29 protein-coding genes are annotated in these 25,896 nt (G+C 72.6%); 16 read left to right on the top strand and 13 right to left on the bottom strand.

Annotated elements, in window-relative coordinates:
• Positions 1–9: 9 nt before the first annotated feature.
• The gene (locus tag GKS42_RS10100; protein ID WP_232848006.1) at positions 10–819 is read right to left on the bottom strand and encodes a nucleotidyltransferase domain-containing protein; all 810 of its coding nucleotides are present in this window, start codon (positions 817–819) and stop codon (positions 10–12) included.
• A 49-nt stretch (positions 820–868) separates the two neighbouring features.
• A complete protein-coding gene (locus GKS42_RS10105; protein WP_154793704.1) occupies positions 869–1,468 on the bottom strand; it encodes a thymidine kinase in 600 nt (199 codons plus the stop codon).
• 101 nt (positions 1,469–1,569) lie between these two features.
• Here GKS42_RS10105 and GKS42_RS10110 point away from each other — a divergent pair, with 101 nt between their 5' ends.
• The 9 genes from GKS42_RS10110 to GKS42_RS10150 all read left to right on the top strand — a co-directional run bounded on the left by GKS42_RS10110 (position 1,570) and on the right by GKS42_RS10150 (position 7,832).
• Positions 1,570–2,277, top strand: coding sequence for a GNAT family N-acetyltransferase (locus GKS42_RS10110; RefSeq protein WP_154793705.1), 708 nt, complete (start codon positions 1,570–1,572; stop codon positions 2,275–2,277).
• A 20-nt stretch (positions 2,278–2,297) separates the two neighbouring features.
• The gene (locus GKS42_RS10115) at positions 2,298–3,311 is read left to right on the top strand and encodes a hypothetical protein (protein WP_154793706.1); all 1,014 of its coding nucleotides are present in this window, start codon (positions 2,298–2,300) and stop codon (positions 3,309–3,311) included.
• Positions 3,308–3,931, top strand: coding sequence for a 2'-5' RNA ligase family protein (locus GKS42_RS10120; protein ID WP_154793707.1), 624 nt, complete (start codon positions 3,308–3,310; stop codon positions 3,929–3,931). The genes GKS42_RS10115 and GKS42_RS10120 overlap by 4 nt, the downstream gene beginning before the upstream one ends.
• A gap of 39 nt (positions 3,932–3,970) precedes the next feature.
• A complete protein-coding gene (locus tag GKS42_RS10125) occupies positions 3,971–5,032 on the top strand; it encodes an ATP-dependent DNA ligase (protein WP_154793708.1) in 1,062 nt (353 codons plus the stop codon).
• Between the two features lie 61 nt (positions 5,033–5,093).
• The gene (locus GKS42_RS10130) at positions 5,094–5,861 is read left to right on the top strand and encodes a maleylpyruvate isomerase family mycothiol-dependent enzyme (RefSeq protein WP_154793709.1); all 768 of its coding nucleotides are present in this window, start codon (positions 5,094–5,096) and stop codon (positions 5,859–5,861) included.
• A 26-nt stretch (positions 5,862–5,887) separates the two neighbouring features.
• Entirely contained in the window at positions 5,888–6,322 is a 435-nt protein-coding gene (locus GKS42_RS10135; protein WP_210769349.1) for a VOC family protein, read from the top strand.
• Positions 6,323–6,430: 108 nt separating this feature from the next.
• Complete coding sequence (locus GKS42_RS10140; RefSeq protein WP_154793710.1) at positions 6,431–6,910, top strand: LppU/SCO3897 family protein; 480 nt, start codon at positions 6,431–6,433, stop codon at positions 6,908–6,910.
• Positions 6,907–7,269, top strand: a complete 363-nt coding sequence (locus GKS42_RS10145) for a nitroreductase family deazaflavin-dependent oxidoreductase (RefSeq protein WP_210769350.1) — start codon at positions 6,907–6,909, stop codon at positions 7,267–7,269. The genes GKS42_RS10140 and GKS42_RS10145 overlap by 4 nt, the downstream gene beginning before the upstream one ends.
• 44 nt (positions 7,270–7,313) lie before the next feature.
• Positions 7,314–7,832 carry a gamma carbonic anhydrase family protein gene (locus tag GKS42_RS10150; protein ID WP_154793712.1) on the top strand — a complete coding sequence of 173 codons (519 nt, stop codon included), beginning with the start codon at positions 7,314–7,316 and terminating at the stop codon, positions 7,830–7,832.
• A gap of 16 nt (positions 7,833–7,848) precedes the next feature.
• Here GKS42_RS10150 and ligD read toward each other — a convergent pair whose 3' ends face one another.
• The 8 genes from ligD to GKS42_RS10190 form a co-directional block, all read right to left on the bottom strand.
• Positions 7,849–8,865, bottom strand: a complete 1,017-nt coding sequence (gene ligD / locus GKS42_RS10155; protein ID WP_154793713.1) for a non-homologous end-joining DNA ligase — start codon at positions 8,863–8,865, stop codon at positions 7,849–7,851.
• 10 nt (positions 8,866–8,875) lie between these two features.
• On the bottom strand, positions 8,876–10,000 hold the full coding sequence (locus GKS42_RS10160; protein WP_154793714.1) for a hypothetical protein: 1,125 nt from the start codon (positions 9,998–10,000) through the stop codon (positions 8,876–8,878).
• A gap of 145 nt (positions 10,001–10,145) precedes the next feature.
• A complete protein-coding gene (locus tag GKS42_RS10165; RefSeq protein WP_154793715.1) occupies positions 10,146–11,243 on the bottom strand; it encodes an aminotransferase-like domain-containing protein in 1,098 nt (365 codons plus the stop codon).
• 124 nt (positions 11,244–11,367) lie between these two features.
• Positions 11,368–12,309, bottom strand: coding sequence for a PfkB family carbohydrate kinase (locus GKS42_RS10170; RefSeq protein WP_154793716.1), 942 nt, complete (start codon positions 12,307–12,309; stop codon positions 11,368–11,370).
• Positions 12,306–13,034 (bottom strand): DedA family protein, encoded by a 729-nt coding sequence (locus tag GKS42_RS10175; RefSeq protein WP_154793717.1) that lies wholly within the window; start codon positions 13,032–13,034, stop codon positions 12,306–12,308. Before GKS42_RS10175 ends, GKS42_RS10170 begins: the two co-directional genes overlap by 4 nt.
• A gap of 149 nt (positions 13,035–13,183) precedes the next feature.
• Positions 13,184–13,759 (bottom strand): DinB family protein, encoded by a 576-nt coding sequence (locus tag GKS42_RS10180; RefSeq protein ID WP_210769351.1) that lies wholly within the window; start codon positions 13,757–13,759, stop codon positions 13,184–13,186.
• A gap of 62 nt (positions 13,760–13,821) precedes the next feature.
• A complete protein-coding gene (locus GKS42_RS10185) occupies positions 13,822–14,577 on the bottom strand; it encodes a VOC family protein (protein ID WP_154793718.1) in 756 nt (251 codons plus the stop codon).
• The gene (locus GKS42_RS10190) at positions 14,574–14,729 is read right to left on the bottom strand and encodes a ribbon-helix-helix domain-containing protein (RefSeq protein ID WP_154793719.1); all 156 of its coding nucleotides are present in this window, start codon (positions 14,727–14,729) and stop codon (positions 14,574–14,576) included. Before GKS42_RS10190 ends, GKS42_RS10185 begins: the two co-directional genes overlap by 4 nt.
• Positions 14,730–14,943: 214 nt before the next feature.
• Here GKS42_RS10190 and pheS point away from each other — a divergent pair, with 214 nt between their 5' ends.
• From pheS to GKS42_RS10205, 3 genes are all read left to right on the top strand, one after another.
• Positions 14,944–15,993: a phenylalanine--tRNA ligase subunit alpha gene (gene pheS / locus GKS42_RS10195; protein WP_154793720.1), complete on the top strand. Its 1,050-nt coding sequence runs from the start codon at positions 14,944–14,946 to the stop codon at positions 15,991–15,993.
• On the top strand, positions 15,993–18,536 hold the full coding sequence (gene pheT / locus GKS42_RS10200; protein WP_154793721.1) for a phenylalanine--tRNA ligase subunit beta: 2,544 nt from the start codon (positions 15,993–15,995) through the stop codon (positions 18,534–18,536). Before pheS ends, pheT begins: the two co-directional genes overlap by 1 nt.
• A 111-nt stretch (positions 18,537–18,647) precedes the next feature.
• Positions 18,648–19,187, top strand: coding sequence for a flavodoxin domain-containing protein (locus tag GKS42_RS10205; RefSeq protein ID WP_154793722.1), 540 nt, complete (start codon positions 18,648–18,650; stop codon positions 19,185–19,187).
• A 180-nt stretch (positions 19,188–19,367) separates the two neighbouring features.
• On the opposite strand, the gene GKS42_RS10210 is transcribed toward GKS42_RS10205, so the two are convergent.
• Genes GKS42_RS10210 through GKS42_RS10220 form a run of 3 tightly spaced genes read right to left on the bottom strand, consistent with a single transcriptional unit; the run spans position 19,368 to position 21,682 of the window.
• Positions 19,368–20,135: an alpha/beta fold hydrolase gene (locus tag GKS42_RS10210; RefSeq protein ID WP_154793723.1), complete on the bottom strand. Its 768-nt coding sequence runs from the start codon at positions 20,133–20,135 to the stop codon at positions 19,368–19,370.
• Positions 20,135–20,656: a PadR family transcriptional regulator gene (locus GKS42_RS10215; RefSeq protein WP_154793724.1), complete on the bottom strand. Its 522-nt coding sequence runs from the start codon at positions 20,654–20,656 to the stop codon at positions 20,135–20,137. The genes GKS42_RS10210 and GKS42_RS10215 overlap by 1 nt, the downstream gene beginning before the upstream one ends.
• 39 nt (positions 20,657–20,695) lie before the next feature.
• Complete coding sequence (locus tag GKS42_RS10220) at positions 20,696–21,682, bottom strand: quinone oxidoreductase family protein (protein ID WP_154793725.1); 987 nt, start codon at positions 21,680–21,682, stop codon at positions 20,696–20,698.
• Between the two features lie 109 nt (positions 21,683–21,791).
• Between GKS42_RS10220 and GKS42_RS10225 the strand changes: the two genes are divergently transcribed.
• The 4 genes from GKS42_RS10225 (at position 21,792) to GKS42_RS10240 (ending at position 25,892) form a co-directional block, all read left to right on the top strand.
• Positions 21,792–23,153: an acyltransferase family protein gene (locus GKS42_RS10225; protein ID WP_154793726.1), complete on the top strand. Its 1,362-nt coding sequence runs from the start codon at positions 21,792–21,794 to the stop codon at positions 23,151–23,153.
• Positions 23,150–24,442 (top strand): sensor histidine kinase, encoded by a 1,293-nt coding sequence (locus tag GKS42_RS10230; protein WP_154793727.1) that lies wholly within the window; start codon positions 23,150–23,152, stop codon positions 24,440–24,442. The genes GKS42_RS10225 and GKS42_RS10230 overlap by 4 nt, the downstream gene beginning before the upstream one ends.
• Before the next feature lie 31 nt (positions 24,443–24,473).
• On the top strand, positions 24,474–25,130 hold the full coding sequence (locus GKS42_RS10235; RefSeq protein WP_154793728.1) for a response regulator transcription factor: 657 nt from the start codon (positions 24,474–24,476) through the stop codon (positions 25,128–25,130).
• Between the two features lie 108 nt (positions 25,131–25,238).
• Positions 25,239–25,892 carry a DedA family protein gene (locus tag GKS42_RS10240; protein ID WP_154793729.1) on the top strand — a complete coding sequence of 218 codons (654 nt, stop codon included), beginning with the start codon at positions 25,239–25,241 and terminating at the stop codon, positions 25,890–25,892.
• The last annotated feature ends 4 nt before the right edge of the window (positions 25,893–25,896 follow it).

Here is a 25,896-nt window from a genome sequence, read left to right on the forward strand (position 1 = left end):
CCAGGGATTTCAGACCCCGGACGCGTCCTCGATGACGCGTCTCATGAAGTCCGCCGTCCGGACCCGCCACTCCTCGCGCGGCGGTGCGGCCGGCAGTGGCTCGCCGGCGAGGGTGGCGAGCGCGACCGTGACGATCGGCTCGACGTCCGGCCCGAACGCGCGGATCGCGTGCGTCCCCGCCTCCCGTTTGGACAGCACGGCTCCGGTCGTGATGGTGGCGTGCAGGCGGGGCGGGCCGAGCACGCACCACTCGACGGCGGCCGCTCGCAGTGGACCCGTACCGGCCTCGACCCGGTCGGCATGTCCCGCCCAGTACCCGCGCAGGTTCGCCAGGTTCCAGTCGCGCAGTCGACCGGGCTCCGGATCGAGGCCGAGGTCGGCAGGCGCCGGGCCGCGCAACGCGATGCCCCGGCTCCCCAACACCTGCCACATCACCGGGTTCACGTCGAAGGCCCAACCTGCGACGAACTGATGGCCCACGTGTGAGGCGACCGGTTCGATCCTGGTGACGGGCCGTCCCAGGTCCGCGCGCCGGACGAACGCCGTGTTGCAGGTGGCGAACAGGTGCCGGGTACGGGCCAGGCCGACCAGCACCCGCGGCAGCTGGGACGCGTGCAGGGCCCGCAGCCGGCGCAGGTCGTGCCCGGTCACCGGCTCGTCGTCGAGCACCACGAGCAGGTCGATGTCGCTGCGCCCCGGCCGGTAGGCACCCAGGGCCGTGGAACCGAACACGTAGGCGCCGACCACTCGACCGGGCAGCAGCCGGTCGGCCCAGCCGAGGTAGGCGTCGACGGCCCGGCGGACCTCGGCGGGGAGCATGCCCGGCAGCCTATGCGGCTCGCGGCCTCGCACCGGTATCCGGCAGACCCTAGGAGGTCTCCAGGTGCAGGCGGCACCGCGGCTGGTAGCTCTCGATGCCGCCGACATGCTCGGCGCCCGGGACCAGGGCGTCTCCCACCGCGCCCGCCCGGACCCTCTGGTGGAACGCCGCGTCCCGACCGCAGACGGCGCACACCGCGGTCAGCTTCGTGACCGACTCGGCGACGGCCATCAACGCGGGCAGCGGCTCGAACGGTCGGGCGTCGAACGTCACGGACAGCCCGGCGACGACCACGACGATGCCGCGACCGGCGAGCTCCGTGGCCGCATCGAGGAGGTCGGGGCCGAAGAACTGGGCCTCGTCGATCGCGACCAGGTCGGGCGTACGGTCCTCGAGCACGCCCATGAGATCGACCAGGTCCATGAGTGCCGGGACGTCGGCGACCATGTGCGCCTCGGCGCTCTGTCCGGCGTGCGAGGACACGGTTCCGGTGCCGCGCCGGTCGTCCAGGGAATGGTTGATGACCTCGACGTCCAGGCCGGCCAGCCGGGCCCGGCGGACCCGGCGCAGCAGCTCCTCCGACTTGCCGGCGAACATCGGCCCGCAGACCACCTCGATCCGGCCGGCGGTCCCGATGTCTGTGCGCATGGGGGCGAGGTTACCTGCCCGGGCCGACACGGCCACCCACCGGCATGGGTGACGCATAATCCCGTGGCCGGGCCCGCGTTCGCACTGGCACCATGGCCGGCATGGACTACGCGCAGTGGTGCGCCGAAGGCGCCGCGGCGATCGCGTGGCGACGCCCCGACGGCCAGTGGCAGCTCCGTCTGCCCGAAGCGACCGAGGCGTGGCCCGCCCTGCTCGCGGACCGGCCCGCCGCCGTCGACCGGGTCCTGGTCACGGCGACCGAGGAGACCTGGGACGCGCCGCTGGCGGACCTCGGCTTCACCGCGGCCCGCACCGAGCAGGTCTGGCGCCTCCCGCTCGCCGCGCTGCCGGCGCCGGTCACCGGCGGCTCGCACGAGTTCACCCCGGTCACCGGCTGTGACCTGGTCCGCGTGAGGGACCTGGACAACCTCGTGCGGCGCCAGATCCCGGGGAGCGAGGACTGGAGGGGCACCGTCGAGGACCTGCGGGTCACGCTCGCCGACGACGAGTTCGACCCGGACCTGTACCTGATCGCCGTGCACCGGGGCTCCGGGACCTACGACGGGCTGATCCGGGTCTGGTACCGCCGGCCCCGGCCCCGGCTCGGCTGCCTGGGGGTGGTGCCGCAGTGGCGGCGCACCAGGCTCGCCGCCGGGCTCCTCGGCGCCGTCGCCGCCACCCTGCGCGAGCGCGGCGTCACCGAGGTGGAGACCGAGACCGACGTGCGCAACCGGGACTCCCACACCATGGCGGCCCGGCACGGCGGCGTCCCGGAGCACCGCACCACCGAGTGGACGGCCACGCTCTGACCGCCGGATAGCATCGAACAATGACGGCCCGCCCCCGCACCGCCCGCGCCGTCGGCACCACCGTCCTGACTCTCGCCCTGCTCGTACTTTCGCTCGCGACCGGAGCCACGCCCGCCCGGGCCACGACCGGGGGAGTGGCGAGCGCGACCGGGGTGTACGCCGTCGCCTCCGAGGTGGACCTGACCATCACCACCACCGGGGCGATCGGGGCCCTGCAACCCGTGATCGACCTGCTCACCGAGGACCCGATCCTTCAGGGTCAGACCATCACGGCGGCGCAGGTCGGCACCCCGGCGGAGACCAGCGGCACCGAGTCCGACGCCGTCGGCCCGGTCTCGGTCGCGGACCTGGTCGTCATCGAGGCGGTCACAGCGGACACCGAGCGGGTCGAGAACGAGACCCTCTCCGCCCACGCGGGCGTCGGCGGTGCGAACGTGACCCTGTTCTCCTACGAGGTGCTCGACGTCGGCCCCGTCCACGCCACGGCCACCACGCACCCGACCGACCCGCCCACCGCGGACGCCGCCGTGACGAGCCTGACCGTGTTCGGCTCACCGGTGACGATCCCGGAGGGGCAGTTCGTCGACCTGTCCCTCTCGCTCAGCACCGCCGAGATCCTCGAACTCCTCGAGGAGCAGTTCCCCGGACTGTCCACGATCACCCAGTTCATCGGCACGGCGGTCAGTGCCGACGGAGCCATCGACGCGCGGGTGGGCCGCGTCGGCGAGAGCGACGACGCGGCCGGCTCGGCCAACGCCGTCGGTCTCAGCGCCGAGGTGGATCTCGAGCTGAACCTCGAGCTGTGCCTGCCCGCCTCCGGTGGTGGCTGCCGCGGCTCCGTCGCGATCAGCACGAACGCGACGGTGCTCGACCTCAAGCTCGCGCAGGCCATGGTCGAGCGACCCGAGGCGCTGCCGGAACCGGCCGTGAGCCTGAACGGCTGGGTGATCGCCGCGATCGTGGTGGTCGTCGCGGCGATCGGTGTCGCGATCGGGGTGATCGTGGGCCGGCGAGCGCGGCGCCAGGACGCATGAGGCTCTTCGCGGCGATCCGACCGCCTGCTCCGGTGCTGGCCCACCTGGGGGCGGCGAGCACGGCGCTGCGCCTGGGCGCCGGTGCGCCGTTGCGGTGGGTGCCGGCCGACCAGCAGCACGTCACCGTCGCGTTCTTCGGTGAACTGCCCGACGGCGCCGCCTCGGAACTGCAGGACCCGCTGGCCCGGTTGGTGGCCGGCTTCGCGCCGCTGGAGCTGCGGCTGCGGGGCGCGGGGGAGTTCGCGGGGCGTTCGCTCTGGGTCGGGGTGGCCGATGGTGACACGGTCGATGGTGGCGCTGCGGGTGGTGGCGCGGCTGCCGGTGCGCACGCGCGTGCGGGCGACGTGGCCCGGTTGCTGGCACTGATGGCCGCGGCGGACGAGCTGCCCGACGCCCGGGCGCGCGAGCGCCGTCGCGCCCACCTGAGCGTTGCCCGGCGTTCGCGGCGCGCGGCCGACGTGGACCTGGGCGCGCTCGCCCGCGTGCTCTCGGTGTACTCCGGCCCCGCGTGGCTGGCCGACTCGGTCGAGCTGGTGTCCTCCCGCCTCGGTGCCGGAGCAGGCGGCGGGCCGTTGCACGAGGTGATCGACACCTACCCGTTGCGCGGCTACGACGCCTGACCCCTCGCCGTCGGGCATCCGTCACGGCAGACTGGGCGGATGCGCCTGCCGATCGACCTGCCCGTCACCCCGATGCTCGCCAAGGCCGTCAAGGCGGTGCCCGCACCGGACGCCGTCGAGGGTGGCTACTCCTACGAGCCCAAATGGGACGGGTTCCGCGGGATCATCCTGCGCGACGGTGACGACGTGGAGATCGCCTCCCGGGGCAGCAAGCCGTTGACCAGGTACTTCCCGGAGCTCGTCGAGGCGATCAAGGAGCACCTTCCGCAGCGGTGCGCGATCGACGGCGAGATCGTGGTGCGCTCCGGGGCGGCGGGCAGCCAGCGGCTGGACTGGGAGGCGCTCTCGCAGCGGATCCACCCCGCGGAGTCGAGGGTCAACCGGCTGGCGGCCGAGACGCCGTCGGAGTTCGTGGCGTTCGACCTGCTCGCGCTCGACGACGCCGACCTCATGGGCGAACCATTCTCGGTACGGCGGGCGCGCCTCGAGGCACTGTTCGACGGCGTCGCGGCGGGCGCGCCGATCCACCTCACCAGGGTGACCGGTGACGACGCACTCGCGCGGGACTGGTTCGAGCGGTTCGAGGGAGCCGGGCTCGACGGCGTCGTCGCCAAACCGCTCGCGCAGCCGTACGCCCCGGGCAAGCGCACCATGCTGAAGATCAAGCACGCCCGCACGGCGGACGCGGTGCTCGTCGGCTACCGCGTGCACAAGAGCGGCGAGGGGGTCGGGTCGCTGCTGCTCGGCATGCACACCGGCGACGGGACCCTGGTGAACGTCGGCGGGATCTCGGCCTTCACGAACGCGCGCCGGCTCGAGCTCGTCGACGAGCTGGACCCGTTGGTGGTCCGCGATGACGACGGCGAGGCGGTGCGCGGTGAGACCGACCGGTCCCGGTTCAGCGCCAGCAAGGACGTCTCGTTCGTGCGACTTCGCCCCGAGCGGGTGGTCGAGGTCGCGTTCGACCAGCTGGAGGGATGGCGGTTCCGGCACTCGGTGACGTTCCTGCGCTGGCGGCCCGACCGGGAGCCCGAGTCCTGCCTGATCGACCAGGTGGACCGGGCCGTCGCCTACGACCTGGATTCCGTCCTGGCCCGGTGACGGTGGCCGGCGGACCGGCGCACCCCTACCGGATGCGCACGGGTTCGGGCAGCATGGCTCCATGCCGATGCGCCTGGCACTCGAGGACTACCTGGGCGCGATCGGCGTGGGCGTCGCGGAGATGCTCGACGCGCATGCCCGCGCCGGCGCCACGGCGCGGGTCCCGACCTGCCCGGCGTGGACGGCCGACCAACTGCTGGCGCATCAGGCGATGGTGCATCGCTGGGCGGCCGGGAACGTCCGCGGATCGGGATCCGGCGTCCCGATCACGCAGACGCGCATCCTCGCCGAGGTGGCTGATCTGCGCGGCTACCTGCGCGAGGGGGCCGACGCCCTGCTCGCCGCGATCGCGGCTGCCGACGGCGACCTCCGCGCGATGGTCTTCCTCAACGACGCACCGCCGCCGCGACTGTTCTGGGCGCGACGGCAGGCGCACGAGACCACCATCCACGCCGTCGACGCCCGCGCCGCAGCGCTCGGCAGGGTGCCGACCGCCGCCGAGGTAGAGATCCCGACCGAGCTGGCGCTCGACGGCATCGACGAACTGCTTCTCGGCTTCCAGACCCGGGGCCGGCGGACGAGCCCACTGTTCGACGGCTCCGACGTCACCTTCACGGTGCGGCCGACCGACGCCGCGGCGTCCTGGACGGTGCAGGTGCGCGACGGCCCGCTGGTCGTCGAAGGCGTCGCGGGGCCGGTGCAGCCGGCCCTGACCGGCACCGCCGTGCAGCTCTACCTGGGGCTGTGGAACCGCGGCAGCGAGATCGTCGAGACGGGCGGGCTCGGACTCATGGACCGGTGGCGCGACGTGCGGGTGCGGTGGAGCTGAGCCGGCCAGTGGTGCACGATGGGGCGATGGACACAATGAGATCACCCGGGTCGATCACCCCGAAACTCGTGGTCCGGGGCGCAGACGCGGCCATCGACTTCTACCGACGCGTGTTCGGGGCCGAACTGCAGCAGCGGTTCACGGCCGGGGAGTCCGTGGTGTTCGCGCAACTGCAGATCCTCGGCTCCACGGTGCAGCTCAAGGATGAGGACACCCACGATCCGTCGCCGACCTCGCTCGGCCGTCCGGGCGTGCTGCTCAGTGTCGACACCGAGGACCCCGACGGCGTCGCGCGGGACGTCGTGGACGCCGGCGGCGAGGTCGTCTTCGAGGTCGGCGACCAGCCCTACGGCGCCCGCGGTGGCCGGGTCCGCGACCCGTTCGGTCACGAGTGGCTGGTGCAGACCCCGTTGACCTGGAGTGCCGAGGAGATCCAGTCCGGCCTCGACGGGGCCGACTGATACCCGGATCGGCCGCGCCCTATGGTGGGACCGTCCGTGGGCACGCTAGTCTGCGGCGCACCGCGGGCCATCGGCGGCCCGCTCGGAAGCGAATGCGGGGGCCCTGTGATGAAGACGGCGCGACGTGGCGTGGTGATGACATTCCTGCTCGGCCTGGTGCTGACGCTAGCGGCCTGCTCGAGCGGCTCGGGTCCGACGACGGCGGTGGCCGGGGACTGCCTGGTCGAGGCCAGCAGCGCGGACGACATGAACGTCGTCGAGTGCGCCGACGCGGAGGCGAAGTGGTCCGTGCTCGCGGTGGCCGACACCACCGACGGCACAGTCTGCGCCGACCAGCCGGACGGCGACATCTACCTGACGTTCGAGGACGATGGGAAGTCGGTCTGCCTGCGTCTGCTCGGCGCAGTCGGCGACTGTGCCTGGACGGACTTCTCCGGGCTCGCCGACTGTGAGGAGGACTCCGGGTACCAGCTCGCCGCGATCCTCGAGGACACCGACGACGAGGCCGGCTGCCCGGCCGAGACCGAACAGGTCCGCGTCTACAGCGACCCGAGCGTGTACTGCTGGATCCGCTGGCCCGCTTCGTGACCGGTGCGAGCGGGGGCCGCGCCGGTCTGGCCGGCGCGGCCTCTTGCCGACTCGTCACGACGGGTCGGCGGACCGGGCGCCAACACGTGGTGTCGGTGTGGTTCGTGCTCGAGGAGGACACCCTGTTCGTACTCGCACGGGGACCCGGCACCGACTGGGTCCGCAACGTTCGGGCCCAGCCGGCTGTCGAGGTCGGCTATCGCCGGGCCCGTCTGGCCGGACGGGCCAGGCTCGTGACGGACGAGCAGGAGAGCCGCCGGGCGCAGGCCGCCTGGTTCGCGAAGTACTCGGGTCGGCTCGCGGGCCCGACCGAGGGCTCACCCGGCGCCACCGTCATCGCGATCGACCTCGATCGGTGACGCCCGGGCTCGGGCCCGTCCCACGATCGGAGTACCGTGCCGGGATGGCCCACCTCGTCCCGCTCGATGGCGTCCACCCCGAGATCGACCCGACCGCGTTCGTGGCATCGACCGCGACCCTGATCGGAGACGTGCGGATCGGCGCGCGGACCGGCGTGTTCTACGGCGCGGTCGTTCGTGGCGACCTGGCACCGATCCGGATCGGCTCGGGCACCAATCTCCAGGACAACGTGGTGGTGCATGCCGACCCGGACTTTCCGGCGACGATCGGCGACGGAGTGACCGTCGGTCACGCCGCCGTGGTGCACGGCTGCACCGTCGCGGACGGCTGCCTCATCGGCATGAGCGCGACCGTCATGAACGGAGCCGTGATCGGTGCCGGGTCACTGGTGGCCGCCGGTGCTCTCGTGTTGGAGGGGACGGTGGTCCCGCCGCACTCGCTCGTTGCTGGTGTGCCGGCGAAGGTCCGCCGCGAGCTCACCGATGACGAGATCGCCGGGCTCGCTGGGAGCGCCTCGCGGTACGCGGAGATCTCCCGCCGACACCGGGGGGCCGCCTCCTAGCCGAGGTGAGTCCGGCTCAGCCTTCCATCTTCTTGCGGGAGGGCTGCACCCTTGGCGGCTCGCCCGGCATCTTCGGGTACTCGGGCGGGAACGGCATCTCACCGAGGCCGTTCGCGACGTCGGTGTCCCAGAGGCCGAGCGCGGCCTCGAACGTGCCGACGGCGTCGTCGATCCCGGCCCACGCGTCGCCGTGGTCCTCGAGCAGGCCCGGCACCGTCAGCACGGTGAAGTCCGCGGTGCTGACCTCGGACAGTTCCTCCCACCGCACCGGCATGGAGACCGGAGCGCCCGGAAGGGGCCGGGGGGAGTAGGCCGCGGCGATGGTGCGGTCGCGGTTCGCCTGGTTGAAGTCGACGAAGATCTTCTCCCCGCGTTCCTCCTTCCACCAGGCGGTGGTCACCAGCTCCGGCAGTCGCCGCTCCAGCTCCCGGGCGATCCCGATGACGCCGTGCCGCACCTCCAGGAACTCGTGATCGGGCGTGACCCGGGCGAACACGTGCAGCCCCCGGTTCCCGCTCGTCTTGACCCACGGGGTCAGCCCGAGCTCGGTCATCAGGTCCCGCAGCGCGAACGCCGCCGTGACCACGTCGGCGAAGGACCGGCCGGGCTGCGGGTCCAGGTCGATGCGGATCTCGTCGGGATTGTCGGCGTTCGCGGTGCGCACCGGCCAGGGGTGGAACGTGACCGTGTTCATCTGCACGGCCCACACGGCGGTGGCGATCTCGTCGATGACCAGCTGCGGGTGCTGGCGCCCGGAGGGGTAGGTGCAGATCACCGTTCGAGCCCACTCCGGGGCCCCCTTGGGAGGGTTCTTGGAGAAGAACTCCTCCCCGTCTGTGCCCTGCGGGAACCGCTGCAGGGTCACCGGCCGGTCGCCGACCGCCCGCAGGAAGCCATCGGCCACGGCGGCGAGGTAGCGCGCCAGGTCCCACTTCGTGATGCCCGGCCACATCTCGCGATCGGGCGAGGAGATGCGCACCGAGCGCGCACCGTCTCCTCCGGGCAGGTCCAGGTGTTTCGCCGTCGTGGCCATGGCTGCGAGCCTAGAGGTCGGCCCCGACACGAGCCAGGTCGGCAGGCCGGTCGATCCCGTACCGGTGCCCCGCGTAGCCCCAGACCGCCAGAGCGAGCATCGGGCCCCAGAACCAGGCGGGGAAGACCACGGCGCCGGCGATGCCGATCATGCCGAGCACCGGGATCGCGACGCCGCAGAGCATGAGCGCGATGGTGGCCCCGGGAATGATGGCGAACAGCGGCGGGACCGGTTGTCCGGCGCGTACCGGGAACCAGCGCGGGAACACCTCGCCCCAGCGGGCGATGAGCCCGAGGGTGAGGACGAAACCGAGCCACGCACCCGAACTGAGCAGCAGACCCTGCAGGCGGACCGCCGGGTCGAGCGCCTGATCGCTGCCGAGCTGGGGCCAGGGCGTCAGCCACGTGAGGCGGATCAGTGCGTACGGCAACGGACCGAGCGCAGCCAGTGCCGTGAACAGCCGACGGTGCCTGGTCACCCACGCCGTCGCCCGCCGCAGCGAGCCGGTGCGCGACCATCGGGACACCAGCACAGCCGCCCAGGCCACGCCCGAGCCAAGGGTGAGCAGCACCGCCAGGATCGACCAGGTCTGCGCCAGCAGCGCCGGGAAGATGAAGCCGGCGTAGGTGACCACCACGTCCCGGCCGATGAGGATCAGGACCACCATGGCCACGGCCGCGAGGGCCACCACGATCCGCGCGGCCGGCCGGGTCCGGAACACCTGGATGCCGAGGCCGACCAGGATCAGCGGCACCATGAGGGAGACCAGGTACCCGAACGTGCTCAGTGTGCCGCTGCCCTGGGCAAGCACCGCGAACACGACGACCTGGATCGCCGCGACCGGTCCGACGATCCGTCCGAGGAGTCGCTGGTGCGGGAAGGCCAGCTGCAGCAGGGCCACCAGCCCTCCGACCGCCGCGAGGGCGCACAACGACGCCGTCAGGTCGGGCCCGGAGAGCCAGGCTCGGGCCAGCGCGCCGTCGGGCAGGAGGAAGGCGTTCAGATCCGGACGAAGCAGCAGCCAGCCGGTGAGCAGCGCGACCACGAGGGAGGACAGCAACGCCCAACGGGTCGGCCGGTCGCGGGCAGTCGGCGCCGTCGCCCGCGACGTGGTGGGAGGTGAAGTCTGAGACATGAGGAGCCCTTTCGATCGTGTGCTTCCACGATCGGGGCTCCCTGGGTCGTGCGAACTCCCTCATCCGGGGGAGCGGAGTGCCCCGGGTGAGGGAGATCGGAACAGGCGAGGGTGAGGAACGGCAGGCGACCCTCGGCGATGCCTCCTAGCCGGGCAGGGAGGCGTACGCCTGCGCGAGCCGGGTGACGCCCTCGTCGATCTCGTCCGGCGTGACGCCCGAGTAGGCGATCCTGATCGAGTTCTTCGCGCCGTCGAGCAGGAAGTCGCTGCCCTTGACGATGGCGAGACCACGGGCGGCGGCGGCATCGAACAGGGCGTCGCCGTCGGTGCCTTCCGGGAACTCCACCCAGAGGAAGTAGCCGCCCTCGGGGTCCACGAACCTCGCGTCCGGGAGCTGGGTGCGCAGTCCGTCGCCCAGTCGCGCGGCGCGCTCGGCGAGGGCGGTCTTGACGGTGGCGATCGAGGTCTCGAAGGACCCGCCGCGCACGAACTCGTTCACGATCGACTGGGCGACCATGTTCGGCGAGATGTAGGTGCCAGTGGCGAGCTTGGCGATCTTGGCGATCAACTCCTCGTCACCGACCAGGTAGCCGACCCGGATGCCCGGGCAGACCGTCTTGGAGAAGGACGACGCGTAGACGACCTCGCCGGAGGTGGACAGTGACAGCATCGTTGGCTGGGTCTCGCCGGAGAACCGGAGCTCCACGTACGGGTCGTCCTCGAAGATCGTGACGTCGTACTCGCGGGCCAGCGCCACCAGTGCGCGGCGCTTGTCGCCGGAGAGGGAGTACCCGGCCGGGTTCTGGAAGTTCGGGATCAGGTGGGCCAGGCGCACGTCGGTGCCGCCGGCGAGCAGGTCGGCGAACCCACGCACGTCGACGCCGTCCTCCTCGAGCTCGATGGCGCGCAGGTCCGCCTGCCGGCCCTTGAGGGAGAGCAGGGTGCGGTCGTAGGAGGGGCGCTCCACCACGACGGTGTCACCGGCGGAGACGAGCGTCTCGAACAGGAACGCGTCCGCCTGCATCGACCCGTTCGTGACCAGCACCTGATCCTCGGTCACCCCGTGCCGCTCGGCGATCCAGGCACGCAGCGGCTTGTAGCCCACGGAGGTGCCGTAGGCGAAGGTGCCGGCCGGGTCGTTGGTGAACGCACGATCGGCGGCGGCGCGAAGACCCTCGGTGTCGATGATGTCGAGGGAGGGGGCGCCGCGGGCGAACGAGATGGGGGCGGGTTCGGTGGCCATGGCGCCCAGCGTAGTTCCCGGTCGCGGCACGTCGCCAACGCGTCTCGCAGCGCGGCCACCGGGGGCGCTGCGGTCGGCGAGACCTCCTCGCGGACTGTGCCGAGTCAGTCCGGAAGCCACCGAGTCAGTCGGTCGGTTCCGACCGGTCCGAGGTGCCCGGGACCGACGATGCGCGGCCGGTCTCGTCCGACGCGGGTCGACGGCCGGCCCAACCCAGCGCCCCGGGGTATCGGACCGACCCACTGGCCGTCCGCACGGCCTCCGCCAGGGCGTCCGGCCAGGCCCGGCCGGAGGCGATCCCGTGCGCGAGGGCCCCGTGCAGCACGTCACCGGCGCCGAGCGTGTCAACGACCTCTGCCGCGGGAACGTGCGGGACCTCGATGCGGTGCCGGACGCCGTCGAGCAGGCAGTCGATCGCGTCGGCGCCGTGGCTCTGGGCGACGACGCCGGGCCCGTGCGCGGCGACGGCGTCGAGCAGCTCTGCGGCGGTTCGCGGGTCGGCGTCGCCGAGCCGGAAGTCCCCGGACAGCACGGCGGCGTCCAGGTGCGCCAACAGCCTGGGCAGGCCCGGCTTGTCCGAGCCGCCGTCGAGCAGGGTGGGCACGCCGCGGGCGCGGGCGGCCGCGCAGAGCGCGACGGACGCCGCCATCAGGTGAGCGTCGACGAGGACGCACCCGACGCCGTCGAGCACCGACTCGTCCGGGGCGCGCAGCACCCGGGCGCCGTCGTGGTTGGTGGAGGCGACGGCCCGCTCGCCCGTGGCCTCGGTGACCAGCACCGTGGAGACCGGCGGGGCGCCGTCGTCGGTCGCGAGGTCGACGACCTCGACGCCCCCGGCCGCGAGCTCGTGGCGGGCCAGGTCGCCGAGCGTGGAGGCGCCGAGCGCGGTGACCAGCGTGGCCCGCCCGCCCAGGGCCGCGACGGTGAGCGCCGCGTTCGCCGCCGGCCCACCGACGTGTACCCGCGTGGCGCGGGCGACGACCTTCTGGTTCGTGGTCGGGACGGCCGTGACCACCTGGGTCACGTCGATCGTCGTCAGGCCGCAGCAGACGACGGCGGCGCTCACCTCGTGGGGTCCTCGACGTCCTCGTCCGTGGTGGTGCCGGCGCCGACGGTGCCACCCTCGTGGGCCAGCCGGGCGCGCTTGCGAAGGCGGACGATGACGAACCAGACGATCAGGCCGGCGATCGCGATCAGCACCAGGTTCGAGATGACCCCGCTCCACTGTTCGAGCACCGGCTTGATCGCCGGCCCGAACGCGTAGCCCAGCCCGATCCAGATGCCGTTCCAGAGCAGCGACCCGGCGAACGTGTACAGAGAGAACTTCCACAGGTTCATCCGCTCGATCCCGGCCGGGATGGAGATGAACGAGCGCACCAGTGGCACGCACCGGCCGGTGAACACGGCCACGCCACCCCAGCGGGAGAAGAACTTCTCGGCCTTGTCGAAGTCTGCGACCTCCACGAGCGGCATCTTCTCGAAGATCCAGCGGGTCCGGCTGCGGCCCAGTGCGGCGCCGAGGCCGTACCAGATCCAGCCGCCGATCAGGCCGGCCAGCGTTGCCGCGACCAGGGCGCCCCAGAAGCTCATCCGGCCCTCATAGGCGAGGAAACCCGCGCCGGGCAGGATCGCCTCGGACGGGATCGGTGGGAAGAACGTCTCGATCAGCACCGCGAGACCCACGCCGACCTCACCCGCGATCGTCATCAGGGAGAGCACCCACCCGATGAACCCGTCGTACTCGATGGCGGGGTCGACGGCCTGCATGGGCAGGTGGTGCAGCGCGGGCATGGAGCTCCTCGAGGATCGGGCGGCGACGGGACGGCTGGTGCGGTGATCGCCCTTGACCCCTCAAGGTTCTCACGCGTGCGCGCAGCATCGCCTCACACCCTGGGAGGACGCGCGGGTACGACCGGTGGGCGACTGGGCCACGGCTCCTGCTACTGCCCGACGCGACCGTCCACGCGTTCCCTGATCAGGTCTGCGTGCCCGCAGTGCCGGGCGTACTCCTCGATCATGTGGATCAGGACCCGCCGCAACGGGGTCTGCCCGTCCGCACCGATCCAGCCGAGGTCCGCGTGGGCGGCGACGAACGCCTCCGAGTTCGCCACCTCGCCGCGCCAGGTGGCCCAGGCCTCCTCGACCACGGCCGGATCGGCGACGGCACCGCTGAACTCGGTGTCGACGCCGTCGACCACATAGGGCGCCGGTACGTCCTCACCCGCGAGGATGCGACGGAACCAACTCCGCTCCACGCCCGCGAGGTGGCGCACCAGTCCCAGCAGGGACAGATCCGACGGCGGCACCGACGCTTTCGCGAGACCGGCCGGGTCGAGGCCGGCGCACTTCATCTCGAGGGTGAGGCGGTAGTCGCTGAGGAAGCCGAGCAGCATGGCGCGCTCGCTGTTCTCGAAGGCGCCGTCCTGGCGTGGGTCCTCGTCCTCGGGCACCCACATGTCCCACCAGCCGAACTTCCGCTCGGGGAGTCCCTGATCTGCCTCGTCGACCGTGACCATGGCTCGACACTGCTCCCGGCGTCCGGGTTCGGCAAGGTGATTTCGGGCGGGGTCTCGCGGTGTCAGCCGAGCCGCTGGTATCCGTACAGGTCCTCCTGGGTCTGGTTCACCCAGATCCGGGCGCGCAGCTCCTCGGGTGAGTCCGGGTTGGCGATCCGCAGGGACAGGCCGTAGTTCTCGTCGACCACGTCCGCCGCGATGCCCGCGTCGCCCAGGCGCTCGGCAAGGGCCCGCACGTCCGGATGCTCGAAGGAGAGCACCGCACCGGTCCGGGCGTCGCCGTGGACGGCCAGCAGCCCACCACCCGGCGCGGACAGGTCGACCCACTCGCCCGAGTCGGACCGGATCCGAGTGCTCAGACCGAGTGCCGTCAGCACACGCGCGCCACCCGGGACGTCCCCGGTGTACCAGAGCGGGAGCACCTCGGCCGGGGCGAGGTCGCCCGACCCGGTCCCGGCGACCCGGCCGACCAGGTCCGAGTTCTCGTCCAGGTACACGTGCTGGCCGTCGGGCGCGGTCACCGCGGCGTAGCGGCCGAAGTCCTCGGTGGTCACGCTCGCGCTCAGGCCGAGCTCGATCAGTGCCGGCGTCACGGCGCGCAGCGCCGCGTCCAGGTCGGCGACCACGAACCGCAGCTCGATCCGGCCGACCGCAGGATCGCCGTCGGGCATGCCGTGGATGGCGACGCCACCGCCGGCGAGGGCGAACAGCCGCCAGTCGCCATCGTCGCGCACGCGCTCGCCACCGAGCGCGGTGACCAGGGCGACCCAGTCCTCGGGGTGGGCGGTGTACTGGATCGGGCGGACGCGCAGGCTCATCGGTCGTGCTCCCTCAGGTAGGTCTCCAGCGCGCGCTGGACGAACGCGGACAGGCTCAGGCCGTCGTCGATCGAGCGGTGCTTGACCGCCCGGATCAGTTCCGGCGGAAGGTAGACGTTGAACTGGGCCTTCGCGGCCTTCTCGTCTGTCATGCGAGAATGCTAGCAACCTATGACCGGTCGGGCAACGGCGAACCCGGGCAGCCCTCGCGGGCGGAACGGTCGGTGTGCCACCATGGGCCCATGCTCATGCGTCGATTTAGCCGGCCCGCCCTCGGGCCGGCGCGCGCCATCTGAGCCGAGCCATCACGCCCGGGGCGGGCACCTCTACACTCCCAGTGGTCCCCACACGCCCCGGAAGGTTCGCATGCCCACCCCCGAAACACCCTCCCCGCTCGATGCCGACGCCATCGGCGCGGCGCTGACCGCGGCCCTCGACGCCGTCGCCGGCGCCGACTCCCTGGACGCGCTCAAGGACGTACGGCTGGCCCACACCGGGGACAAGAGCCCACTCGCTCTGGCCAACCGCGCGATCGGCGCCCTCGCGCCCGCGGACAAGGCCGTGGCCGGCAAACTCGTCGGTTCCTCGCGTGGCCGCCTGAACGGCGCCATCGCCGCCCGTCAGGTCGAGCTCGAGGCCGAGCGCGACGAGCAGGTGCTGCGCACCGAGGCCGTCGACGTGACGATCCCCGTCGACCGCGCCCCGCTCGGCGCCCGGCACCCGCTGGACTCGCTGATGGACGAGGTCGCCGACTTCTTCGTGGGGATGGGCTGGGAGATCGCCGAGGGCCCGGAGCTCGAGCACGAGTGGTTCAACTTCGATGCGCTGAACTTCGGCCCGGACCACCCGGCCCGGCAGATGCAGGACACCTTCTTCGTCGATCCCGCCAGCGCCGCCGAGCATCTCGTGCTGCGCACGCACACCTCTCCGGTGCAGGCTCGGGCCCTGCTCACCCGGGACCTGCCCGTGTACATCGCGTGCCCGGGCAAGGTGTTCCGCACCGACGAGCTCGATGCCACGCACACCCCCGTGTTCCACCAGATCGAGGGCCTCGCGGTGGACAAGGGCCTGACCATGGCGCACCTGACCGGGATCCTCGACCACTTCGCCCGGGCCATGTTCGGACCCGACGCGAAGACCCGGCTGCGACCCTCGTTCTTCCCGTTCACCGAGCCGAGCGCCGAGATGGACCTGTGGTTCCCGGCGAAGAAGGGCGGTGCCGGCTGGATCGAGTGGGGTGGCTGCGGCATGGTCAACCCGAACGTGCTGCGGGCCTGCGGCGTCGACCCGGACGTCTACTCCGGGTTCGCGTTCGGGATGGGCATCGAGCGCGCCCTGATGCTGCGCCACGACATCACGGACATGCACGACATCATCGAGGGCGATATCCGCTTCTCCCAGGAAGGACAGCGCTGATGCCGTACGTCGTGCCGAGCTGGCTCCGCGACCACGTCGAGATCCCCGCGGGCACCACGGCCGCGCAGCTGGCCGCGGACCTGGTCCGGGTCGGGCTCGAGGAGGAGGCGGTGCACGCCGCCGGCGTCACCGGCCCGCTGGTGGTCGGCCGGGTCCTCGAGGCGATCCCCGAGGAGCAGAAGAACGGCAAGACCATCAACTGGTGCCAGGTCGACGTCGGCGCCCACAACAACGCCGACTCCTCGCCGCGGGGGATCGTCTGCGGTGCGCACAACTTCACCGCGGGTGACTCCGTGGTGGTCGCCCTGCCCGGTGCCGTGCTGCCCGGGGACTTCGCGATCGCCGCCCGCAAGACCTACGGCCACGTCTCGGACGGGATGATCTGCTCCGAGAGCGAGCTCGGACTCGGCGAGGGGCACGAGGGCATCATCGTGCTCGAGGACGCACCCGAGCCGGGCACCGACGCGATCGAGCTGCTCGGCCTCGGCGAGGAGATCCTCGAGATCAACGTCACGCCGGACCGCGGCTACTGCTTCAGCGTGCGTGGGGTGGCTCGCGAGTACGCCCACTCCACCGGAGCCGCCTTCACCGACCACGGCCTCGCGACGGCGGACCTGCCGGCCGCCAACGACGGCGGGTTCGCCGTCGACCTCGCCGACGACGCACCGATCCACGGTGTGCCGGGCGCGGACCGGTTCGTCGCGCGGATCGTCCGGGGCATCGACGCAGCCGCGCCGACGCCGGACTGGATGGCCACCCGGCTGCGCCAGGCGGGCATGCGTCCGATCTCCCTGGCCGTGGACATCACGAACTACGTGATGCTCGACCTGGGTCAGCCGCTGCACGCCTACGACCTGGCCACGCTGGCCGCACCGATCGTGGTGCGCCGGGCCCGGGCCGGGGAGAAGCTGACCACCCTGGACGACGTCTCGCGCACGCTGGACGCCGAGGACCTGCTGATCACGGACTCCCCGGACCCCTCCGGCACCGTCGGCTCACGGATCCTCGGCATCGCCGGCGTGATGGGCGGCGCCGACACCGAGGTGACGGACGCGACCACGGACGTGCTCATCGAGGCGGCGCACTTCGACCAGATCTCGGTGGCCCGCAGCGCCCGCCGGCACAAGCTGCCCAGTGAGGCCGCCAAGCGGTTCGAGCGCGGCGTGGACACCGCGCTGCAGGCGGTCGCCGCGCAGCGCGTCGTCGACCTGCTCGTGCAGTTCGCGGGCGGCCTGCCGGATGCCGGCGTCACCGACCTCGACCGCACGACGGCGCCCGAACCGATCGCGATCGACGCCGGCCTGCCGGGTCGGCTGGCCGGTGTGGCGTACTCGACCGAGACGGTCGTCGCCACCCTCGAGTCCCTCGGCGCCCAGGTCGTCGCGGACGGCGACGCGCTGGTCGTCAGCGCGCCCACGTGGCGGCCCGACCTGACCGAGCCGGCCGACCTGGTCGAGGAGGTAGTGCGCCTGCAGGGGTACGACCGGGTGCCCTCGGTGCTGCCGCCGGCGCCGCCGGGTGGCCGTGGGCTGAGCCTCACGCAACGGCGACGCCGGAGGGTGGCGAACCTGCTCGCGGACTCCGGGCTCACCCAGGTGCTCACGTACCCGTTCATCGCAGCCTCCCGTCACGACGACCTCGCGCTGCCGGCGGCGGACCCGCGGCGCCGGTCGGTCCGGCTGGCCAACCCGCTCTCGGAGGCGATGCCCTACCTGCGCACGTCGCTGCTGGACACCCTGGCCGACGCCGCGGTGCGCAACGTCGGCCGCGGGCTGACCGACGTCGCGATCTACGAGCTCGGCCTGGTCACCCGACCCGACGGGGCGAGCCACGACTCGCCGCTGCCGCCCACCGGGGTGCGTCCGAGCGATGCGGACCTGGACGCGATCCGCGCCGCCGTGCCCGCGCAGCCGCAGCGGGTGGCCGGCATCCTGGCCGGCAACCTCGTCGCGCCCGGCGTCTACACCAGCGCCAGGCGTGCCGACCACGCCGACGCCATCGCGCTGGTGCACCGGATCGCGCAGGCGGTCGACGTCACGCCCGTCGTCGAGGCGGACACCGAGCACCTGCCGTGGCACCCGGGCCGGTGCGCGCGGTTCACGACGGCCGACGGCGTCCTGCTGGGCCACGCGGGCGAGCTCGCCCCGAAGGTCACGGCCGCCCTCGGCCTGCCGGCCCGTACCGTCGCGTTCGAGGTGGACCTGGACGAGCTGTTCGGTGCGGCGCCCACGGAGCCGAAGCGGGTCCCGCCGCTGTCCACGTTCCCCGCCGCTAAGGAGGACATCGCCCTCGTCGTCGACGCTGCCACGCCGGTCGCCGACGTGCTCGCCGCCGTGCGCGAGGGAGCCGGTGACCTGGCCGAGGAGATCCACCTCTTCGACATCTACACGGGCGAGTCCGTGGGCGAGGGCAAGGCCTCGATGGCGTTCTCGCTGCGCCTGCGCGCGGCCGACCGGACGCTCACCGCGGCCGACACGGCCGGGGTGCGCGACGCCGTCGTGGCGCTCGCGGGAGCGCGGTTGGGCGCGCAGCTGCGCGGCTGAACCGAGGTTCCAGCGGCCCGGGCGAGATCGACGACGCCCGGGCCGCGACCGACTGCCGGACGAGGACCAAGGTCCCTCGATCGGCCGGATCCGGTGACGCACCCTGGATACATGAGAGTCCTGGTAGCGATCGCATCCACCTACGGCGCCACCGCCGAGATCGGTGAGGCCATTGCGGCCGAGCTTCGCGAGGGCGGCCACGACGTGCACGTCCTCGCGGTCGACTCGGTGGAGTCCCTGCACTCCTACGACGGCGTCGTGCTCGGCTCCGCCGTGTACATCGGCCGGATCCTGACCTCGGCCCGGCAGTTCGCAGCCCGCCTCGCCGAGGAGTTCGCCCCGCGCCCGGTGTGGGTGTTCGCCTCCGGGATGAAGAGCGTCACCCCGTACCCGCTCGGCGCCGCGTTCACCTCGCCCGTGCAGCCGCCGTACTTCGGCGGCCGGTACGCGATCTTCGGTGGCGTGGTGGACCGCAGCAAGCTCGGCACCGCGGAGCGCTCGCTGATCGGGTTCGTCGGCGCGACCCACTCCGATGAACGCGACTTCGACCTGATCGCGGCCTGGTCCGGTGAGGTCTCGGTGCGGATGAATGCCTACGACGCGCTCACGCGGGCCAGGTCGGGTGAGAACGTTCCGAGTCACCCTCGATGAGCGGGTCAGGCAGCCGGGTCCAGCCGGAAGTGCAGCTCGGGTGACAGGTCCGGTCTGCTTCCGGCCGCCCCGGGGCCTGACCAGAATCGGATCGCGAGCACACGACCTCGTGGTCGCTCGGGGAGGTGTCGAAGCATAGCGGCTCCGGGCCAGGGCCTCGGGCCATCGGATCGGCTGGGCTCACGCGGGAATCAGGTGCCGGTTCACCGCACCGCGGGTGAGCCAGTCCCGCAGCACCTCGTTGAACAGTGCCGGGTCCTCCGCGTTCCAGGCATGGTGCATGCGCGGCACCAGGCGGGTGGTGACGTTGGCCGAGTTCGGATACGCGCGCAGTGCCTCGCGCACCGGCCGCAGGTCCCGCTCGCCGGCCAACCCCAGGACCGGCACGTCCGCGCCGGCCAGCGCCGCCAGATCGGATGCGGGCAGGCCGCCGTAGACCTCGGCCACCACGGCCCGCATGTTCTCGACGCGGATCGACAGACCGTTGCTGACGAACTGGTCGACGGACTCCGGGGGGAGCCGGAACAGCCGTGCCTGCGCGGCCCAGTACCAGTGCTGGTCCCACACCCGCAGCTGCACGGTGTTGAGCCGCCGGGCGAGACCGGTGATCCCGTTGAGCAGCGCCCCGGTCAACAGCGCGGAGCGCACCACCTCGGGGTGTCGGGCGGTCAGGACGGTGCCGACCACGGCGCCCATGGACAGGCCCACCACGTGGGCCCGACCGCCGTCGGCCCGGTCTGCCACGATCACGGCGAGCTGGTCGACGACGTCGGCGATGGACGTCCAGTCCAGCGCGGCGGACGCGCCGAACCCCGGCAGGTCGGGCACCAGGCTGTGATGGTCGGGCAGTGCCCGCACCTGGTCGTCCCACATCCACCCGGCGACGTTGCCGCCGTGCAGGAACAGCACACTCGGTCCGGCCCCGTCGTGGGTGCTGGCGACATGCATCAGGCGAACTCCCGGTCCATCTCGTCCAGCCAGTCCAGCTCGGCCCGGGCGTGGGCCAGTCCGTTGCGCAGGGTGGCCAGCCGCAGTCGTTCGTCCCTGCTCTCGCCCGGTCCCTCGGCCTCGTCGAGAGCGGTCAGTCTCTGCAACGCGGCGGTGATGGCGGTGCGGCGGGCACGCAGCAGGTCGCGGACGCCGTCGTCGTCGAGCACGGGTGCGAAGAACACCCGGGCCAGGAATTCGCTCCGGGCCGGTGCCGGCTCGGGGTCGGCGCGCAGCCAGCGCTCGAGCTCCACCCGGCCCGCGGCCGTCACCCGGTGCAGCTTCCGGCTCGGGCGTCCGTCCTGGGGCACCACCTCGACCTCGGCGAGGCCGGCGTCGACCAGCGCGGTCAGGGTGCGGTAGATCTGCGCCTGGTCGCCGGACCAGAAGTGGTTGACGGACTCGTCGAACGCCTTCTTGAGGTCGTAGCCGGTCAGCGGGGACAGGTCGAGCAACCCCAGGACGGCGTGCTTCATACTCATGGAGCTATAGGACCATGCACATATAGGACTATGCAAGTATCAGGGCAGCAACAGCACCTTGCCGGTCGTCTCGCGGCCCTCGAGGGCGCGGTGCGCGTCGGCGGCCCGCGCCAGCGGGAACGTGGCACCGACGCGCACGTCCAGATCACCACTCGCGAGGGCGTCGAACACGGCGCCGGACCGGTAGGCGAGCTCCTCCGGGTCAGCGGTGTAGTGCCCGAGCGTCGGCCGGCTGACGAACAGCGAGCCCGAGCTGTTCAGCCGCTGCAGGTCGAACGGGGGCACCTGGCCACTGGCGCCGCCGAAGAGCACGAGCATGCCCCGGCGCCGCACACTCGCCAGGCTCGCGTCGAAGGTGGTCCTGCCCACGCCGTCGTAGGCCACGTGTACGCCGGCGCCACCGGTGAGGTCCCGCACGATCTGGGGGAGCTCGCTCGTGACGTCGTCGAGGTCGGTGTAGCGGATCACCTCGCTGGCACCCGCGGCCCGGGACAGGGCCTCCTTCTCGGCAGTCGACACGGTGGTGATCACCCGGGCCCCGCGGGCGACGGCGAGCTGGGTGAGCAGCAGCCCGACCCCGCCCGCACCGGCGGTGAGCAGCACGTCCTGGCCAGGCTGCACGTCGAAGACGCCGTCGACGAGCATGTGCGCCGTCATGCCCTGTAGCGGCAGCGCCGCGGCCAGGTGCGCATCGACGCCGTCGGGCACCACGATCGCCGCGTCGGCGGCGAGCAGGACCTCCTCGGCGTAGGACCCGGTGAGCGAGCTCGACCACGCGATGAGGCGGCCTTCCGAGAGGTGCGTGACGCCGTCGCCGACCGCGATCACCTCGCCGGCGCCCTCACTGCCGGGCACGAACGGGAACTGGCGCGGATACACCCCGGAGCGGACGTAGGTGTCGTAGAAGTTCACCCCGATCCCGCTGGTCCGGACGAGCACCTGTCCGGCCTGGGGCGCCGGTGCCCGGCGGTCGGTGGGCGTGAGGACGTCGGGACCGCCTGCGGCCCGGGCTTCGATCGCGAGCATGTGGCCAACCTACAACCGACCACCCCCTCCGGAGGTAGGGAGAACCCCCGGGTCCAGATGCCGGTGGGCACCAGTGATCGCGGACCTTGCGGCGACCAGGCTGGACACCATGACCGCAACGCTTGATCCGCCCGTCCTCGCCCCCGCCGCGAGCCCACCGCCGACGCGGGACCTGTTCGTGGACGTCCTGCGCCTGTTCGCGATCGCCCTCGTGGTCGCCCAGCACTGGCTGATGCCCGTGATCGACTACTCCGACGGCCATCTGGTCACCAGCAACGCCCTGACCGTCCCCGGTGGCTGGGTGGTGACCTGGATCAGCCAGGTGATGCCACTGATCTTCTTCGCCGGTGGCGCCGCCACCGCGATGAGCCTGCGCCGGCGCCCCACCGGCGCCGATCGGGCCTGGGTGGCCGCTCGACTGTTGCGCCTGGCGATCCCGGTCCTCGGGCTCGCGGCCCTCTGGCTGCCGCTGCCGCACCTGATGCTGGCCCTCGGGATGCCCGCCGAGCCGGTCTCGGTCGGTGCCCGGCTCGTTGGCGCGCTCCTGTGGTTCCTCGGCGCGTACGTCCTGATCACCTTGCTCAGCCCGGCGCTGGTGCGCCTGGCCGACGCGCTGCGTGGCCGCGAGCTGATCGGCTTCGCAGCCGTCGCGATCGCGGTGGACGTGCTCCGGTTCTCCTTCGGGGCGCCGGACGTGCTCGGCTACCTGAACGTGATCGCCGTCTGGGGCGCGGTGCATCAGGTCGGCATCCACTACGGACACGGACGCCTTCGGGACATCCGCGGGCTGCGCGCGGTCGCGCTCGGTGCCCTCGGGTTCGCCGCGGCGGCGCTGGCCGTGGGCTTCGGCCCGTACCCGCTGAGCATGGTCGGTCTGCCGGGTGACCCGATGTCCAACATGAACCCCCCGACGGCGGTGCTGCTCGCGCTCGCGGTCGGTCAGCTCGGCCTTGCGCTCGCCGTCCGCGAGCAGATCGCTGCGTGGGCCGCGCGACCGCGGGTGGCCGCCGTCGTGGGCCGGTTCTCCGGGTCGGCGATGACCGTGTACCTGTGGCACACGCCCGCCCTGGTGCTGGTCGCCGGGGTCGCGGTGCTCGCCCTCGGCCGCGACACCCCGGACCCGTTGAGCGCCGAGTGGTTCGACGGGGTGACCGCCTGGGTGGCCGTACTCAGCGTCGTCCTCGCCGCGGCCGTGACGATCTTCTCCCGCCTGGAGCGGGTCCGGCTGCCCCGCCTGGCCGCCACGGACGTGGGCGCCGGGCGGCTGCTCACGGCCGGGCTGCTCGTCGGCGCGGGTGTGCTGGCGCTGACCATCGGCGGATTCCGCCCCGAGACGCTCTTGGACGCCACCGGGCCCCTCGTGGCTGTCGTCTCGATCGCGGTCGGAGTGCTGCTCCTGCTCACGGGTGCGGCCCGGCGCACCGGATCTCGCTGGTCTTCGGTGGCTCGAACCGGCAAGGTGGCGTCATGACCGCGCTCGAGACCCCAGTCGGCCCCGGTCCGCAAGCACCCGAGCACGTCTCGCTGCTGCGCCGCGCCGCCCGGGAGAGCGGGTACCTGCTCCTCTGTCTACCGTTCGGCATCGCCGGACTCGTGGTCTTCGTGGTCGGGATCGCACTGGGGGCGGGCCTACTGGTCACGCTGCTCGGCCTGCCGATCCTGGCCGGGACCCTCGCCGCGGCCCAGGGGCTCGGGAACGTCGAACGGACGCGGCTGGCCGCGATCGGCTATCCGGTACCGGCGACCCTGCCGTTCCATACCGAGCGCAAGGGCCTGCGCCGGTTCCTGGCCAGGCTCGGCCATGGGCAGAGCTGGCTGGACCTGCTCCACGCGCTGCTGTTCTTCCCGGTCTCCCTCCTCACCTTCATCGTCACGGTGGTCTGGTGGGTCGTCGGCGCCGGGGGCGTGCTGTACATCGTCTGGGAGCGGTACCTGCCCGACGGCGGCCGCACCGATCTCGCGGACCTGCTCGGCTACCCCGGCCAACTGGCCGACATCCTGCTGACCACGGTGCTCGGCGCCCTCCTGCTCCTGACCGCACCCTGGGTGGTGCGCGGCATGGTCGCCCTGCACAGCGGCCTCGCACGGATCACCCTCGGCGGCACGTCGTCGTCGGCCCTGCGCGCCCAGGTCGCGGAGCTGACCCGCAGCCGGGCCGCCGTGGTCGGCGCCGAGGCGGATACGCTGCGCCGGATCGAGCGGGACATCCACGACGGGCCGCAGCAGCGGCTGGTCCGGATGAGCATGGACCTGCAGTCCGCACAGCGGCGGCTCGCCGCCGACGACCCGGACGCTGCCGAGCGGTTGATCGCCGAGGCGATCGGGCATGCCCAGGCGAGTCTCGACGAGCTCCGCACACTCTCCCGCGGTATCGCCCCGCCCGTCCTCAGCGACCGTGGCCTGCGCGCCGCGATCGGGTCCGCCGCGGGGCAGTCACTGATCCCGGTGGAGCTGGACATCGGGCTCGAACCGGGTCAGCGGCTTGCCGCCGCCCGTGAGTCGGCGGCGTACTTCGTGGTCACCGAGTCGCTCGTGAACGCAGCCAAGCACTCCCGTGCGACGGCGGTGCGGGTGACCGTGGAGGAGCTGGACGGCGGCATGCTGCGGGTCGAGGTCGCGGACGACGGCATCGGCGGCGCGCATCCGGGCAAGGGGCATGGCCTGACCGGGCTGGCCGACCGGCTCGCCGGCGTGGACGGGGTGCTCGAGGTGCACAGCCCGGACGGCGCGGGCACCCGCGTGGTCGCCACGATTCCCTGACCCGACCCGCGCTCGGCTAGGGTCGGGGACCATGCGCGTCGCCCTCGCCGAGGATTCGGTCCTGCTCCGTGAGGGCCTGATCCGGCTCCTCGAGGAGGCGGACTGCGAGGTGGTCGCCGCGGTCGGGGACGGGGACGCGCTCATCGAAGCCGTGACCGAGGCCCGTCCCGACGTGGCCGTCGTCGACGTGCGGATGCCGCCCTCGTTCACCGACGAGGGCCTGCGTGCCGCGCTCACCATCCGCGACCGGGTGCCCGGGACCGCCGTCCTGGTGCTGTCCCAGTACGTCGAGGAGTCCTATGCGGGGGACCTGCTCGCCACCGGCGGCGGCGTGGGGTATCTGCTCAAGGACCGGGTCGCCGACCTCGACGAACTCTCCGATGCCCTCGAGCGCGTGGCGGCCGGGGGGACCGTGCTCGATCCCACCGTCGTCGCGCAGCTGTTCGCCGGACGGCGGGCGCGGCCGGTGCAGCGGCTCACCGCGCGCGAGCGCGAGGTCCTCGGCCTGATGGCGCAGGGGCGCACGAACGCGGCGATCGGTCGCGCCCTGGTGATCACCCCGAAGGCGGTCGAGAAGCACGTCTCGTCGATCTTCGACAAGCTCGACCTGCCGCCGTCGGGGGACGACCACCGCCGGGTGCTGGCCGTGCTCACCTGGCTGCGCGAGGGCGACGCCCCGGCATCCTGAGCCGGGTCCGAGCCGCCATACCCTGAGTCGCCACGGGTGGGATCCCGGGGGCGAATGGGGGGCTTACCCCATGGCCGCGGCACCGCCCCGGACGGTTGGCTGGGACGCATGGAATCCCTCCTCGCCGGACTCGCCGACCACTACGGTCCGCTGCTCCTCGCACTCGGCGCGCTCTTCGCGTTCGCGGAGTCGGCACTGGGGCTGGGATTCGTGTTCCCCGGGGAGACCGTGGTCCTCGGCATCGGCGCGGCCACCACCACCGGTGACCAGGTCGCGGTCGCGATCGGGGTCGTCGCGCTCGGCGCCACGGCCGGCGATCACCTCGGCTACCTGATCGGGCAGCGGGCCGGCCCGGCCCTGCGGGAGTCGCGGGTGGTACGCCGGGTCGGCGCCCGACACTGGGACCGCGGTACGTCGATGCTGCGCCGGTACGGCGTGCTGGCGATCATCGTGTCCCGGTTGCTCCCGGCGGTGCGCACCCTGGTGCCGCCGGCCGCCGGCGCGAGCCGGCTCGGTTATGGCAAGTTCCTGGCCGGGTCGGTCATCGGTGCGATCCTGTGGTCCGGGCTCTGGGTGGGCGTCGGCGCCGCCGCCCGGACGGCCCTTCCGCAGGCCGCGGCGGCGCTCGGCACCGCGAGCTGGCTGGTGTTCGGGGGCATCGTCGTCGCCGTGATCGTGGTGGCGGTCACCGTGCACCTGGTCCGCCGCCGGTCCCGCCCCGCCGATCGCGTCGGAGCTGACGAGGTCACCGAATGCGCCTGACTGC

This window comes from Occultella kanbiaonis, assembly GCF_009708215.1.
GTDB lineage: Bacteria > Actinomycetota > Actinomycetes > Actinomycetales > Beutenbergiaceae > Occultella > Occultella kanbiaonis.